The following is a 14,134-nucleotide window of genomic DNA, read 5'->3' as shown; positions in this document are numbered from 1 at the left end:
CGGAGTCACACATGACTGAAAAAGCCTTCCCCCTGGAGCCGATTGAAAAGGCCAGCATCGACGAGCTGCGCAGCCTGCAGCTCAAGCGCCTGCAGCAGACCCTGCAGCACGCCTATGCCAACTCGCCCGTGTACCGCGCCAAGTTCGATGCCGCAGGTGTGCATCCGGACGACTGCAAGACGCTGGCCGACATCGCCAAGTTCCCCTTCACCACCAAGGCCGACCTGCGCGACAGCTACCCGTTTGGCATGTTCGCCGTGCCCCGTGAAAACTGCGCCCGCATCCACGCATCCAGCGGCACCACCGGCAAACCCACGGTGGTGGGTTACACCCTCAAAGACATCGACACCTGGTCTACCGTGGTGGCCCGCAGCATCCGCGCGGGTGGCGCCAAGCCTGGCGACATGGTGCACGTGAGCTACGGCTACGGTTTGTTCACCGGTGGCATGGGCGCGCATTACGGTGCCGAAAAACTCGGCCTCACGGTCGTGCCCTTTGGCGGCGGCCAGACCGAGCGCCAGGTGCAGCTGATTCAGGATTTCAAGTCCAGCATCATCATGGTCACGCCCAGCTACATGCTGGCGATTGCCGACGAATTCGAGCGCCAAGGCATCGACCCCAAGACCAGCTCGCTGCGCATCGGCATCTTTGGCGCTGAGCCTTGGACCAACGACATGCGTGCCGCGATCGAAAAGCGCATGGCCATCGATGCAGTGGACATTTATGGCTTGTCCGAAGTGATGGGCCCGGGTGTGGCCAGCGAGTGCATCGAGACCAAGGACGGCCCGACCATCTGGGAAGACCATTTCTACCCCGAGATCATCCACCCCGAAACCGGTGAGCCTGTGGCCGACGGCGAGATGGGCGAGCTGGTCTTCACCAGCCTGACCAAGGAAGCGCTGCCCATCATCCGCTACCGCACGCGTGACCTCACGCGTCTGTTGCCCGGTACGGCGCGCCCGAGCATGCGCCGCATGGAAAAAATCACCGGCCGCAGCGACGACATGATGATCATCCGGGGCGTGAACGTGTTCCCGAGTCAGATCGAAGAGCTGATCTTGAAGCGCGCCGAACTGGCCCCGCACTACCAGTGCGTGTTGACCCGTGAAGGTCCGATGGACGATTTGAAGGTCGTCATCGAGACCAAACCCGGCGTGTCACCCGACAGCATCGAAGCCCGCGCTGCCGCCAAAATGCTGCAGCACGAGATCAAGGTGTTCATCGGCTCCAGTGTGGCGATCGAGCTCAAGGCCGAAGGCGGCGTCGAGCGCAGCCAGGGCAAGGCCAAGCGCGTGGTGGATTTGCGCAAAAAGTGATCAGACCGAGGGCCAGCCTGGGGTGCGGTCGGTTGGCACCGACAGTTTCCAGCCGCTGGCTTGTGCTGGCACCTTCAGGGGCAGGCGCAGCAGGCGTTTGTCGCGTGAGACCAGCGCCACCAGTTTCTGTTCGCGCCCCAGCAGGGCGGGCAGGTCGTCGAGTTTGTGCAGGCGCCAGCTGCCGCCTTGCCCTTTGGCCCCCACCTCCAGCCCCAGCCATTCGTCGCCAGCGGCCAGCCCCGCCGTCTCGGCGGCACTGCCGCGCAGCACGCCCTTGATCTGGACGCTGCCACCGGCTTCGCTCACACGCAGACCAAGGCGTTGGGCCATGGTCGATGTTTCGGCATCCAGGACGACGCCTTGTGCGGTCAGCAGCTCGGGCAGGGGCAAGTCGGTGGTGCTGTGCACCCAGGCCTGGATTTCTGCCTGCCAGCTGCGGCCCGTGTGGGCCTGCAGTTCGTCCAGCAGGTCTTGTTCACGCATGGGCCCGGCCTTACAGCGCTTCCAGAGGCCCCGCATCACGGCATCCAGCGTCTGGCCTTCTTTGCGCAGCGCCAGGTCCAGGCACAGCGCCACCAGTGCGCCCTTGGTGTAGTAGCTCACGGTGGCGTTGGGCGTATTCTCGTCCTGGCGGTAGTACTTGACCCAGGCGTCAAAGCTGGCCTGCGCCACCGTCTGCACATGCCGGCCCGGGGTTTGTTGCACCTGGGCGATGGTTTTGCCCAGCAGCTTGAGGTAGGTGGCGTCGTCGATGAGGCCCGCGCGGCGCAGCAGGATGTCGTCGTAATAGCTGGTGAAGCCCTCGAAAAACCAGAGCAACTGGGTGTAGTTTTCCTGGCTGTAGTCGTAGCGGGCCAAAGCATCGGGGCGCAGCTGTTTCACGTTCCAGGTGTGGAAGTACTCGTGGCTGATCAGGCCCAGCAGCGTGGTGTAGCCCTCGTTGGTGCGGGGTGGGGTCTGGCGCGGGAGGTCGCTGCGGTTGCAGATCAGCGCGGTGCTGTTACGGTGCTCCAGCCCGCCATAACCATCGTGTACTGCGTTGAGAATGAACAGGTAGTTTTTGTGCGGCGCTTTTTGGCCTGCGGCCTTGCCCGCACCATGCCAGAACCGGATGGCGGCTTCGCAGATTTTTTGCGTGTCGGCCAGCAGGCGGTCACCGTCAAAGGAGGGCAGGGCACTGGCCACCACAAAGCGGTGGGGGATGCCACAGGCTGTGAAGCTGCCGCTCCAGAACGTGCCCAGCTCCACAGGGCAGTCCACCAGCTCGTCGTAGTGGGCGGCCTGGTAAAGGCCAAAGCCTTTTTTGTCGGTTTTGACAGGCGCCAGGCCCGTAGCGGCCTGCCAGTCGGGCTGGGTTTTGACGGCTTGTAACTGCAACTGGTGCGGCGCATGTTCTTGTCCATGCACCCGCAGGCACAAGCTGGTGCCATTGAAAAAACCGCGCTGGCTGTCCAGCCAGGCGGTGCGCACCGAGTGGTCAAAGGCATAGACCTCGTAGCTCAGCACCAGGGGCTGACCGCTCTTGCAGGTCATGGCCCAGCTGCACTTGTCTTGCTGGGTGATGGGCACGCTGCGGCGGCCTTGTTTGGCGCTCAGGTTTTGCAGGTTTTTGGAAAACTCGCGCACCAGATAGCTGCCCGGAATCCAGACCGGCAGCGACACGGTTTGCTGCGTCGCAGGTTCAGGCACCGTCAAGGTCACCCGAAACAGGTGGGCATGCAGGTCGGCGGCTTCAACGGTGTAGTGGATGGCGGTCATGCGTGTGAATGGTCAGGTTGCGCCCGCCGCCAAAAAGCAGCTCAGGCTGGCCACGGTGGTCAGCTGCAGGCGCATGGGCAGCCAGGGGGCCAGGCCCGCGGCAGGCCAGGTGCGGCGGTCCATCAGGTAGCAGCCGATCAGCACAAAGCCCAGCAGGGGCAAACCGGCAAAGGCGGGCATCATCACGCCCACCCAGGCGAGCAGCGAAGGCACGACCCCCCAGGTGAAGTGGATGCGCGGCGCGTTGGGTGTGATCAGGGCATTGCGAAAGCCCACACCCCAATGGATGCCCCCCAAAAACGACACGATCACCGCGCCATAGCCTTGCATGGACAGCGCCACATACGGGTGCAGATCGGGGCCGACCAGCCACAGGCACAGGGCCAGGAACACAAAGGGGATCAGTCCGGCATAGCCCAGGCGACGGATCAGCCGCCAGGTCGGGTCTTCGGTCAGTGGTGGGGTCATTTGAGGTCAGCCAGCATTTTTTCGACTTGGGCCATGGGCACCGCGCCGGGCACGCGGGTGCCATCGGCGAACAGCAGCATGGGCGTGCCCGTGATCCGGTTCTTTTTGCCAAATTCGACAACGGTGTCCACAGCAGATGCATCGCAGTTGGCTGTGGGAGGCGTGGTGCCGTTGATCATCCAGTCGTTCCAGACTTTGGCCTTGTCTTTGGCGCACCAGATGTTGCGCGACTTGGTCTTCGAGTCTTCGCCCAGGATGGGGTAGAGGAAGTGGTGAATGGTCACGTTGTCCAGTTTTTGCAGGTCTTTTTCAAAGCGCTTGCAGTAGCCGCAGTTGGGGTCGGCAAACACGGCGAGCTTGCGCTTGCCGTTGCCGCGCACCTGGGTGAAGGCACTTTTCATCGGCAATTGGTCAAAGGCAATCGCCGACAGTTTCTCCATGCGTTCTTCGGTCAGGTTGCGCTTTTGCTTGACGTCAATCAGGGCACCCTGGATCAGGAAGCTGCCGTCGGCATCGCTGTACATCACCTCGTTGCCCATGCGGATTTCGAACAGGCCATTCATCGGGGTTTTGCTCACCTCGTCGATCTTGGGCAGATTGGGCAGGCGTTCGCTCAGGTTTTTGCGAATGGCCGCTTCCTGGGCCACCGCGCTGCCCAGCGACAGGACGGTGGTGGCCACGATCAGGGCCCACTTGGAAAAAACAAACTTCATCGCAGAGGCTTTCGGGTTCGGGAAAAGTGAAGGGTTTGGGGTCAACTGGCGAGGTGGGCTTTGTCCGCACTTTGGCCCATGGCGCGTTGCGTCATCCAGTGTTTCAGCGGACCGCTGCGGTCAAAGCCGCGCATGCCCCAGTTGCGCAGGTTTTGCCAGACCGGACCAGGCTGGGCAAACAGGCGCTGCAGGCCATCGGTGACCCAGCCCATGGCCTGCACATCGGCCTGGCGGGCGCGTTCATAGCGGCGCAGCAGTTTCAGGTCGTACAAGGGACGCCAGAATTCCTTGGCACGGATGACCTGCACCAGCTCGGCCACATCGGCCAGGCCCACGTTCAGGCCCTGGCCTGCCAGGGGGTGCATCGCGTGGGCCGCATCGCCGGCCAAGGCGAACGATTGCTTGGCAGCGCCCGGCATCGGGCCGATCCAGCGCTCGGCACGGGCCAGTTGCAGCGGCCACACCGCGCGCTCGGCCGACAGCTGCATGCCGCCCAGTGCGTGGCCGCAGGCTTCGGTCAGCGCGGCGCCAAAGTCTTTGGCGCTCAGGGCCATGAGCTCTTGTGCCCGCAGCGGGTGCACCGACCAGACCAGCGCGACTTCGCGTGCACCTTCACCGCCCAAAGGCAACAAAGCCAGCACTTCGGCCTGCGGCTGTGACAGGCCGGGGGCGTGGCTCCAGCCAAACCATTGCCGGGCGATGCCTTCGTGCGGGCGTTCGCACTGCAGGCGTGTGGCCACGGCATGTTGTTCGTAGTGCGTGGTGTCAAAGCCCACACCCAGCTCGGCGCGTGTCTGGCTCGCGCGGCCTTCGCACACCACGGTGAGGGGGGCGCCCACCGGGGCATTCACCACTTGAATCTGGGGCTGAAACTGCACGGCCTGGGCCAGTCGCTCTTGCAGCACGGGCACATCGACCATCCAGTTGAGCTCAGCCACGCCCTGTTCGTGGGCGCCAAAGTTCAGGTGGCCGCCGTGGTCGCCCCAGACCTGCATCTGGTGCACCGGTGTCACGGCAGGATGCTCGGGCCAGCAGCGCAGGTCTTGCAGCAAGGCCATGGCCGCGCCGTTGAGCGAGTAGGCACGCACGTCGGGCATGGCGGTGGCCATGGGCGACTCGACCAAGGCCACGTTCAGCCGTTCGCGGGCCATCAGCAAGGCCAAAGTGCGGCCCACAATGCCAGCGCCACGGATGCAAATATCGGGAGGGTTTGCCATGGTTTGTATTGTAGGTGGGGGCCCTTGTTTGGGCCTTTGCCTCCTCAGACATAGGCTTTTGCCGCCCCCGACGCGATCGGGGGCATGCCTGCTGCCTTCGGCCACCATGGATACCCGATGGCATCCAGCCAAAGTCAGCAGTGCCGGGGCACTCGTTAAAATCATCCGTTACTTCCCGAATCACCGAAAGCCTTTCATGAGCCTCAAATGCGGCATCGTGGGTTTGCCCAACGTGGGCAAATCCACCCTTTTCAACGCCCTGACCAAAGCCGGCATCGCGGCTGAGAATTACCCTTTTTGCACCATCGAGCCCAACACCGGCGTGGTGGAGGTGCCCGATCCGCGCCTGCAGCAGTTGGCCGACATCATCTCGCCCGAGCGCATCGTGCCGGCCATCGTCGAGTTTGTGGACATCGCGGGCCTGGTGGCCGGGGCCAGCACGGGCGAAGGCTTGGGTAACAAGTTTTTGGCCCACATCCGCGAGACCGACGCCATCGTCAACGTGGTGCGCTGCTTTGAAGACCCCAACGTGATCCACGTCGCCAACAAGGTGGACCCGATCGCCGACATCGAGGTCATCCAGACCGAGCTGTGCCTGGCCGACCTGGCGGCTGTGGAAAAAGCCATCCACCGCGTGAGCAAAATTGCCCGCTCTGGCGACAAAGACGCCGTCAAACAAATGGCGATTCTGGAAAAGTGCCAGGCCGCCCTGAACGACACCCAGCCGGTGCGCACCATCGACTTCAGCAAGGAAGAACGCGCCGAACTCAAGCAGTTCTTTTTCATCACGGCCAAGCCCGCCATGTTCGTGGCCAACGTGTCGGAAGACGGCTTCGAGAACAACCCCTTCCTGGATCGCCTCAAGGCCTTTGCCGCCAAGCAAAACGCGCCCGTGGTCGCCATTTGCGCCAAGATCGAAGCCGAGTTGTCCGAGATGGACGACGCCGACCGCCTGGAATTCCTGAAGGAGCTGGGTCAGGACGAGCCCGGCCTGAACCGCCTGATCCGCTCGGCCTATGACTTGTTGGGCCTGCAAACCTATTTCACCGCTGGCGTGAAGGAAGTGCGTGCCTGGACCATCCACAAAGGCGACACCGGCCCGCAGGCCGCTGGCGTGATCCACACCGACTTTGAAAAAGGCTACATCCGCGCCCAGACCATCGCGTTCGACGACTTCATCACCTTCAAGGGTGAGCAAGGCGCCAAGGACGCGGGCAAGATGCGCGCCGAAGGCAAGGAGTACGTCGTCAAGGATGGCGATGTGATGAACTTCCTGTTCAGCTCCTGACCCTGTCACAGCTGCAACAAAAAAACCGCGCCATGGCGCGGTTTTTTGTTTGGACATGTTGCTGGGTCAGGGCTTGAGCGCCAGAAACTTCAGCACCGGCGCCACGCTGTGCTGCGGGTCTTCTTCCTGGGGCACATGCCCCAGGCCTTCGAACACCACATATTGGCTGCCTGCGATGTCCTGGTGAAAGCGTTGGCCAGATGGCTCAGGGATGAGCCTGTCTTGTGCACCCCACAGAATCAGGGTGGGTTGCCGGATGCCGGGGATCAGCCCGGCAGACAAGGCATCGGTCTCGCGCAGCTTCATGCGCTGGGTCAGGCTCTCACGGTTGCCCGCACGCAGCGTCAATTCGTAATAGCGGTCCACCAGTTCGGGCGTGACCTGGTCCGGGTTGGCATACACATTGCGCACGCTGGCCTCGATCATGCGGCGGGGCAGGAGTTGGCGCATGACCGGTTTGAGCCCCTCAATCTGCGCGAGCCGAAAGCCCAGCGGCACCGAGGTGGATTGCAAGGGGTAGCCCGTGGCATCCACCAGCACCAGGCGGCTGACACGGTCGGGGTGTTGCACGGCGGTGCGCCAAGCAATGCCGCCCCCCAGCGAGTTGCCAGCCAAGACGGCTTTGCGAACGCCCAGTTGGTCCATCAGGGCCACGATGAAGTCTGCATACCGTTCCATCCGGTAGTCGCCATCAGGGGCGGGTCCGGTCAGGCCGAATCCGGGCAGGTCCATGCGGATAACGCGTCGCTGGTTTTTGAGCGCGGCGGTCCAGCCATCCCAGGTGTGCAGACTGGCCGAGGTGCCGTGGATCAGCACGATGGGCTCGGGGTCATCCCGAGGGCCTTCGTCGCGCAGGTGCACCTGCATCCCTTGCAGTTCAATGAACCGTGAGGGCGCAGCGGCCCAACGTGTTTTCAAGGTGTCCACCGACCGATCGGGTGCCCAAGTCAGGCCGATCCCGACCGCCACGGTCATGAGCAACAGCAAGAGGCCCGTCAAAAGGATTTTGGTCATGTTCATGAGGATGGAAACAGCCAGAGCAAAGCGCCTGTCATGAACAGGTAGCGGAAAAACTTGCCAATCGCCATGTAGAGCGTGCAGGGCCACAGTGGCATCTTGAGCCAGCCGGCCACCGCGCACAAAGGATCGCCCACGCCGGGCAACCAGCTGAGCAAGCAGGCCTTGGGCCCCAGTTTTTCCAGCCAGGCCAGGGCGCGGATGTGTGTGCTGGAGTCGCGCCACTTGTTGACCGCGTTGTGTGCTCCCCAGCCCATCCACCAGCTGACCATACCACCCAAGGTGTTGCCCGCGGTGGCCACCACAATCGCCTGCCAAAACAATTCAGGGTTGAGTTTCACCAAGCCAAATACGGCTGGCTCCGAGCCCATGGGCAGCAAAGTGGCAGACATGAAGGCCACCACAAACACCGTGCTCAGGCCATGTTCCGGTAAGGCCAGCCACTGCAGCAATTGATTGAGCCAAAGTTCCATGCGGGCAGTTTAGCGGCAGGTGGGTGGTGAGTTGGCTGCACCTGTCCGTGCCAAGCGCAGAAATGCCCATCCCTTTCGCTAGCACATTTCGATGTCAGCTGCTGAAATATTGAGCAACTACAATCGTGCATCCTATTCAGGTTCCCCCAAATTTCAGTACCCACCAGTCATGCAGATTGGCCCTTACCCATTGCCGAACAACTTGTTCGTGGCCCCCATGGCGGGGGTGACGGACCGGCCGTTTCGCCAGCTGTGCAGGCAGTTCGGCGCGGGTTATGCCGTGAGCGAAATGGTCACCTCGCGGCCTGACTTGTGGGCTTCGCTCAAAACCTCGCGCCGCGCCAACCACGACGGTGAGCCCGGCCCGATCGCAGTGCAGATCGCGGGCACCGAGGCGCAGATGATGGCCGACGCCGCACGCTACAACATCGACCGGGGCGCGCAAATCATCGACATCAACATGGGTTGCCCGGCCAAAAAAGTCTGCAATAAATGGGCCGGCTCCGCCCTGATGCAGGACGAGCCGCTGGCGCTGGAAATCATCAGCGCGGTGGTTGAAGCGGCTTTGCCCCACGGCGTGCCCGTGACCCTGAAGATGCGCACCGGCTGGTGCGATGCCGAGAAAAACGCTTTGAGCCTGGCCCGTGCCGCTGAAAGCGCTGGGGTGCAAATGGTCACCGTGCATGGCCGCACCCGCGAGCAAGGCTACAAGGGCCTGGCCGAATACGACACCGTGGCCGCCGTCAAAGCCGCGCTCAAGATTCCGGTGGTCGCCAACGGCGACATCGATTCGCCCGAAAAAGCCCGCGATGTGCTCCGGTTCACTGGGGCTGACGCCGTGATGATTGGCCGCGCCGCGCAGGGCAGCCCCTGGATTTTTCGCGAGATCGGTCACTTTCTGGCCACGGGCGAACACCAGGCCCCGCCTTTGGTCGCCGAGGTGCGCCGCGCCTTGCTGGAGCACCTGCAAGACCACTATGGTCTTTATGGCGAATACACCGGTGTGCGCTCGGCGCGCAAACACATCGGCTGGTATGTGCGTGCCTTGCCCGGTGGCGAGGCCTTCCGTGAACACATGAACACCCTGGAGACTGCAGCCGGGCAACTGACCGCCGTGGCCGCCTATCTGGACGGCCTGGCCGATCAGATGGAGCGTTTGCCTGCGCGCCAGCCCTCACGCCCTGAGGCCTGCACCGATTTAGAGACCACGCCATGAGCGAACCCCAATCGATTGAAAACTGCATCCGCGACAACCTGGAAACCTATTTCCGCGATCTGGACGGTACCGACCCGACCGGTCTGTACGACATGCTGGTCAAGCTGGTCGAGAAGCCGCTGCTGGACGTGGTGATGACCCAGTCTGGCCAGAACCAGTCGCGCGCGGCCGAGTGGCTGGGCCTGAACCGCAACACCCTGCGCAAGAAATTGCTCGAGCACGATTTGTTGAAATGAGCCTATGGAGGCTTGGCGTTGCCAAGCCCCGCTGAATACCTGCCGGAACCCTTTACCCGGCCTCGCTGTGAACACCTTTGAATTTTGAAGAAAGCCCCCATGAGAGCCCTCATCTCTGTCTCTGACAAAACCGGCATCGTCGATCTGGCGAAAGAACTGCACGCTTTGGGCGTGGGCCTGATCTCCACTGGCGGCACCGCCAAACTCCTGGCCGACAAGGGCCTGCCCGTGACCGAAGTGGCCGAAGTGACCGGCTTCCCCGAAATGCTCGATGGCCGTGTGAAAACCCTGCACCCCAAAGTGCACGGCGGTTTGCTGGCGCGCCGCGACACACCCGAGCACATGGCCGCTTTGCAGGCGCATGGCATCGACACCATCGACCTGCTGATCGTGAACTTGTACCCGTTTGAAGCCACCGTGGCCAAGCCCGGTTGCACGCTGGCCGACGCGATTGAAAACATCGACATCGGCGGCCCCGCCATGGTGCGCTCTGCTGCCAAGAACTGGAAAGACGTGGGCATCGTCACCGACGCCAGCCAATACGCGGATGTGATTGCCGAACTTAAAGCGAACGGCAAACTGAGCGACAAACTGCGTTTTGCCTTGTCGGTGGCCGCGTTCAACCACATCAGCCAATACGACGGTGCGATCAGCAACTATTTGTCCAGCGTGAACTTTGAAGCCGAGAAGCTGAGCGAAACCTACATGCCCGAGCGCGCCCAGTTCTCAGGCCAGTTCAACGAGCAATACGTCAAGGTGCAAGACCTGCGCTACGGCGAAAATAGCCACCAACAAGCCGCCTGGTACCGAGACTTGGCCCCTGCCGCAGGCTCGCTGGCCACAGGTGTGCAGCTGCAAGGCAAAGAGCTGAGCTACAACAACATCGCTGACGCCGATGCGGCGTGGGAATGCGTCAAGAGTTTTGAGACCACCGCGTGTGTGATCGTCAAACACGCCAACCCCTGCGGCGTGGCCGTGGGTGCCAACCCCTTCGAAGCCTACAGCAAGGCCTTCCAGACCGACCCCACCAGCGCGTTTGGCGGGATCATCGCCTTCAACCGTCCCGTGGACAAAGCTGCAGCCGAAGCGGTGAGCAAGCAATTCGTTGAAGTGCTCATGGCCCCCGACTTCAGCGTTGAAGCGCTGGAAGTGTTCAAGAGCAAGGTCAATGTGCGCTTGATGAAAATCGCTTTGCCCGCTGATTACGGCAACGTGCGCAACGCTTTGGAAACCAAGCGCGTGGGCTCGGGCCTCTTGCTGCAAAGCGCCGACAACCACGAGTTGGCTTTGGCTGATCTCAAGATCGTCACCGTCAAGCAACCCACCCCTGAAGAGCTGACCGACTTGTTGTTCGCCTGGAAAGTGGCCAAGTTCGTCAAGTCCAACGCCATCGTGTTCTGCAAAAACGGCATGACCATGGGTGTGGGCGCAGGCCAGATGAGCCGCTTGGACTCAGCCCGCATCGCCAGCATCAAGGCAGAAGCCGCGAAGCTGAGCCTGCAAAACACCGTGGTCGCCAGCGACGCCTTCTTCCCCTTCCGCGACGGCCTCGATGTGGTGGTCGATGCGGGCGCGACCAGTGTGGCCCAGCCTGGTGGCTCGATGCGCGACCAGGAAGTCATTGACGCCGCCAACGAGCGCGGCGTGGCCATGGTGTTCACGGGTGTGCGGCACTTCCGGCATTGATGGCGTGCCCATCGGTGTGCCCTGTGGGCGCGAGCCCCTGCTCGCGAATGTTTGTTGTGCCAGAGTTCATCGGCCGCAGGGGCGGCCTCCTACAGAAAGCCCCTGATGGCCTTTGATTCACTCGGCTTGACTCCTGCGCTTTTGCGCGCTGTGGGTGACATGGGCTTGTATGCCCCCACCCCCATCCAGGCCGAGGCCATTCCGGCAGTGTTGAAGTCGGTCGATGTGTGGGCCACCGCGCCCACCGGCTCGGGTAAAACGCTGGCTTTTGCGCTGCCGCTGCTGCAGCACTTGTTGGCTTCGCCACGCCAGACCAACTTTCGCCGCCCAGTGCGCGTGCTGGTGCTGGTGCCCACGCGCGAGCTGGCGGTGCAAGTGGGCGATGTGCTGGCCAATCTGGCTTACAAGCTGCCGCAGTCGCTCAAGGTGAACACCGTGTTTGGTGGTGTTTCGGTCAACCCGCAAATGATGGCGCTGCGCGGCGGGGCCGACATCGTGGTGGCCACGCCTGGCCGTTTGCTCGACTTGATCGACCAGAACGCTGTACGCCTGGCCGATGTGCAGCACCTGGTGCTGGACGAAGCCGACCGCCTGCTGGACCTGGGCTTTGCCGGCGAGTTGCAACGCGTACTGGCGCTGCTGCCGCCCAAGCGCCAAACTTTGCTGTTTTCAGCCACGTTCGCGCCCGAGGTTGAAGTCTTGGCGGCCAAGCTGCTGCGCGAGCCTGTGCGCATCACGGTGGAAGCGTTTGAAGGCCATCAGCCTGACATCACCCAACGTGCCATCCGCGTGGACGAGAAAAGCCGCACCGCTTTGCTGCGCCACCTGATCACCGAAAATGGCTGGAAACAGGTGCTGGTGTTTGTGGCCACGCGCTACGCCTGCGAGCATGTGGCGAACAAGCTGTACAAAGCGGGCATTTATGCCACGCCATTCCATGGCGAGATGAGCCAAGGCGCACGCCAGGACGTCTTGAGTGAATTCAAGGCGGGCCGCTGGGATGTGGTGGTGACCACCGATCTGGCCTCACGCGGCATCGACATCGCCATGCTGCCGGTGGTGGTGAATTACGACCTGCCGCGCTCGGCCACCGACTACACCCACCGTATTGGCCGCACGGGCCGGGCCGGGGCGCACGGCGACGCGGTAAGCTTTGTCACCGCCGCTGCGCTCGCGCACTGGAAGTTGATCCAGAAACGCGAAAGCCTGGAACTCGCTTTGGAGGAAATTCCAGGCTTTGAGCCCACCGAAACCCCGCCACCGCCGTCATCCGGCAATGGGGGTGTCAAAGGTTCACGCCCCAGCAAGAAGGACAAGTTGCGGGCCGCCGCAGCTGCCGACGCCAACAAGCCCGATTAGAGCGAAAAAACGCCCCCCCCGGTTTTGTCATGCCCGACTTGAACGGAGATCTAGGTTTGCATGCTCATGGATACCCGCATGCGCGGTTATGACAGTTTCTCGTCATGCCCGACTTGATCGGGCATCCATTGCTTCGGGCTTTCTGTAGGTGTCTAAAAATCAGGCGTGGCTCTGATCATTCAACAGGTCTTCACCGCCGCTGTGGTCTTGTGGCTTGAGCACTCGCACGCCGTGCTTGCTCAAAATCTCTACATAGACCGACGTTGCGCCTGACTTGGCAGCAGCGTCCACCGCTTCGATCACGCCGCTCACGCGGACCACTTCGGCGGTGTCGGCGGTCAGGCCCACTTTGCAGTCAAAGTCCCAAAAATCTGCACCCTTGGGCAGGTCGCGGTTGCGCTCACGCTTGAAGTATTTGCGGATGTCGTGCTTGACGGCTTCGAGCACGCGGTCGGGGTGCTTGCCTTCGGCTTGCAGGGGGAAGTTCTTTTTCATCGGGAGTCCAAGGGAAGAGGCAAGCGCCCGGTCCGGACGTGAATGCAGGGGCGGATTATCGCCGGTTTGTCTGGCGCTTTGGCGCCCGGCAGGTGGTTGGTGTTGTGCGCATCGATGCTTTTATGCAAAATTGCAAATATGCGCACTTCAATTGACATTCCCGATCCGCTCTTCAAGCACCTCAAAACCCGGGCCGCCCAAGAGGGCCGAACCCTGCGCGACCTGGTCATTGAGCTGGTCGAACGTGGCTTGTCCGCCCGCGAGGTGGTGGACCCGCAAAAGCGGTTCCAAGCCCGGCCCCCGGTCATTCCAAACCAGGGGCCTCTGCCCCTGGATCTGGGTAAATGGACCAACGCCGATTTGTATGAATTGATCAACGAGGAAGACGATGAGCGAACCATCCGGCCCCTGGGGCGTGGCTGAGGTTTCGGCCAACTGGCGTTTGGCACCGGGCGATTTGCCCGATGTGAATGTGTGGGTGGGGCTGTGCAGCGCAGCGCATCCGTTTCACGCACAGGCCATGCGCTACTGGGAATCGGCCTGCGTGGCCGCAACGCCTTTGTGGTTTTGTCGAACAACAATGATGGGTTTGGTGCGCGTGCTGTCTCAGCCCCGCGCGATGGGCCCCAATGTGTTGAATCTGACGCAGGCCATGGCCATGTACCGCCAATGGGTTGACACACCTGCCGTGGGTTTGCTGGCCGATCCGCCCGGTTTGGATGACGCCATTGCACAGCTGCTGGGGCGTCGGGGCGAGCCTCAACCCATTCGCTTGTGGGCCGATGTGTGTGTGGCGGCCACAGCCCAAAGCGCTGGCCTGCGCATGGTCACGTTTGAGCGCGACTTTGAGCGATTTGGGCTGGAGCGCTGCTTGGTTTTGCCCGGTCAGTGA

15 protein-coding genes are annotated in these 14,134 nt (G+C 62.3%); 8 read left to right on the top strand and 7 right to left on the bottom strand.

Annotation, left to right across the window (positions count from 1 at the left end):
• The first annotated feature begins 11 nt into the window (after positions 1–11).
• Positions 12–1,316: a phenylacetate--CoA ligase PaaK gene (gene paaK / locus B9Z34_RS05370; RefSeq protein ID WP_108427075.1), complete on the top strand. Its 1,305-nt coding sequence runs from the start codon at positions 12–14 to the stop codon at positions 1,314–1,316.
• Here paaK and B9Z34_RS05365 read toward each other — a convergent pair whose 3' ends face one another.
• From B9Z34_RS05365 to B9Z34_RS05350, 4 genes are read right to left on the bottom strand one after another with little or no spacing between them, the layout of a single operon-like run.
• Positions 1,317–3,074 carry a M61 family metallopeptidase gene (locus tag B9Z34_RS05365; protein ID WP_108427074.1) on the bottom strand — a complete coding sequence of 586 codons (1,758 nt, stop codon included), beginning with the start codon at positions 3,072–3,074 and terminating at the stop codon, positions 1,317–1,319.
• A gap of 12 nt (positions 3,075–3,086) precedes the next feature.
• Positions 3,087–3,542 carry a DUF3429 domain-containing protein gene (locus tag B9Z34_RS05360; protein ID WP_108427073.1) on the bottom strand — a complete coding sequence of 152 codons (456 nt, stop codon included), beginning with the start codon at positions 3,540–3,542 and terminating at the stop codon, positions 3,087–3,089.
• On the bottom strand, positions 3,539–4,255 hold the full coding sequence (locus tag B9Z34_RS05355; RefSeq protein WP_108427072.1) for a DsbC family protein: 717 nt from the start codon (positions 4,253–4,255) through the stop codon (positions 3,539–3,541). Before B9Z34_RS05355 ends, B9Z34_RS05360 begins: the two co-directional genes overlap by 4 nt.
• A 41-nt stretch (positions 4,256–4,296) precedes the next feature.
• Positions 4,297–5,472 carry an FAD-dependent monooxygenase gene (locus B9Z34_RS05350; RefSeq protein WP_108427071.1) on the bottom strand — a complete coding sequence of 392 codons (1,176 nt, stop codon included), beginning with the start codon at positions 5,470–5,472 and terminating at the stop codon, positions 4,297–4,299.
• 196 nt (positions 5,473–5,668) lie between these two features.
• Here B9Z34_RS05350 and ychF point away from each other — a divergent pair, with 196 nt between their 5' ends.
• The gene (ychF, locus tag B9Z34_RS05345) at positions 5,669–6,760 is read left to right on the top strand and encodes a redox-regulated ATPase YchF (protein ID WP_108427070.1); all 1,092 of its coding nucleotides are present in this window, start codon (positions 5,669–5,671) and stop codon (positions 6,758–6,760) included.
• Between the two features lie 66 nt (positions 6,761–6,826).
• Here ychF and B9Z34_RS05340 read toward each other — a convergent pair whose 3' ends face one another.
• Together B9Z34_RS05340 and B9Z34_RS05335 are read right to left on the bottom strand one after the other, a co-directional pair.
• Positions 6,827–7,774, bottom strand: a complete 948-nt coding sequence (locus B9Z34_RS05340; protein WP_108427164.1) for an alpha/beta fold hydrolase — start codon at positions 7,772–7,774, stop codon at positions 6,827–6,829.
• 2 nt (positions 7,775–7,776) lie between these two features.
• Positions 7,777–8,250 carry a YqaA family protein gene (locus B9Z34_RS05335; protein WP_108427069.1) on the bottom strand — a complete coding sequence of 158 codons (474 nt, stop codon included), beginning with the start codon at positions 8,248–8,250 and terminating at the stop codon, positions 7,777–7,779.
• 169 nt (positions 8,251–8,419) lie between these two features.
• Between B9Z34_RS05335 and dusB the strand changes: the two genes are divergently transcribed.
• From dusB to B9Z34_RS05315, 4 genes are all read left to right on the top strand, one after another.
• Positions 8,420–9,466 (top strand): tRNA dihydrouridine synthase DusB, encoded by a 1,047-nt coding sequence (gene dusB, locus B9Z34_RS05330; protein ID WP_108427068.1) that lies wholly within the window; start codon positions 8,420–8,422, stop codon positions 9,464–9,466.
• The gene (locus B9Z34_RS05325) at positions 9,463–9,702 is read left to right on the top strand and encodes a Fis family transcriptional regulator (protein WP_108427067.1); all 240 of its coding nucleotides are present in this window, start codon (positions 9,463–9,465) and stop codon (positions 9,700–9,702) included. Before dusB ends, B9Z34_RS05325 begins: the two co-directional genes overlap by 4 nt.
• Positions 9,703–9,801: 99 nt before the next feature.
• A complete protein-coding gene (gene purH, locus B9Z34_RS05320; protein WP_108427066.1) occupies positions 9,802–11,388 on the top strand; it encodes a bifunctional phosphoribosylaminoimidazolecarboxamide formyltransferase/IMP cyclohydrolase in 1,587 nt (528 codons plus the stop codon).
• 105 nt (positions 11,389–11,493) lie between these two features.
• The gene (locus tag B9Z34_RS05315; protein ID WP_108427065.1) at positions 11,494–12,747 is read left to right on the top strand and encodes a DEAD/DEAH box helicase; all 1,254 of its coding nucleotides are present in this window, start codon (positions 11,494–11,496) and stop codon (positions 12,745–12,747) included.
• A 159-nt stretch (positions 12,748–12,906) separates the two neighbouring features.
• On the opposite strand, the gene B9Z34_RS05310 is transcribed toward B9Z34_RS05315, so the two are convergent.
• On the bottom strand, positions 12,907–13,242 hold the full coding sequence (locus tag B9Z34_RS05310) for a DUF6172 family protein (protein WP_108427064.1): 336 nt from the start codon (positions 13,240–13,242) through the stop codon (positions 12,907–12,909).
• A gap of 138 nt (positions 13,243–13,380) precedes the next feature.
• Between B9Z34_RS05310 and B9Z34_RS05305 the strand changes: the two genes are divergently transcribed.
• Positions 13,381–13,665 (top strand): hypothetical protein, encoded by a 285-nt coding sequence (locus tag B9Z34_RS05305; protein ID WP_108427063.1) that lies wholly within the window; start codon positions 13,381–13,383, stop codon positions 13,663–13,665.
• On the top strand, positions 13,631–14,134 hold the full coding sequence (locus tag B9Z34_RS05300) for a TA system VapC family ribonuclease toxin (protein ID WP_108427062.1): 504 nt from the start codon (positions 13,631–13,633) through the stop codon (positions 14,132–14,134). Before B9Z34_RS05305 ends, B9Z34_RS05300 begins: the two co-directional genes overlap by 35 nt.

Source organism: Limnohabitans sp. Hippo3, assembly GCF_003063665.1.
GTDB lineage: Bacteria > Pseudomonadota > Gammaproteobacteria > Burkholderiales > Burkholderiaceae_C > Limnohabitans_A.
Note: the sequence above shows the minus strand (reverse complement) of the source record. Positions and strands in the feature narration are given on the sequence as shown.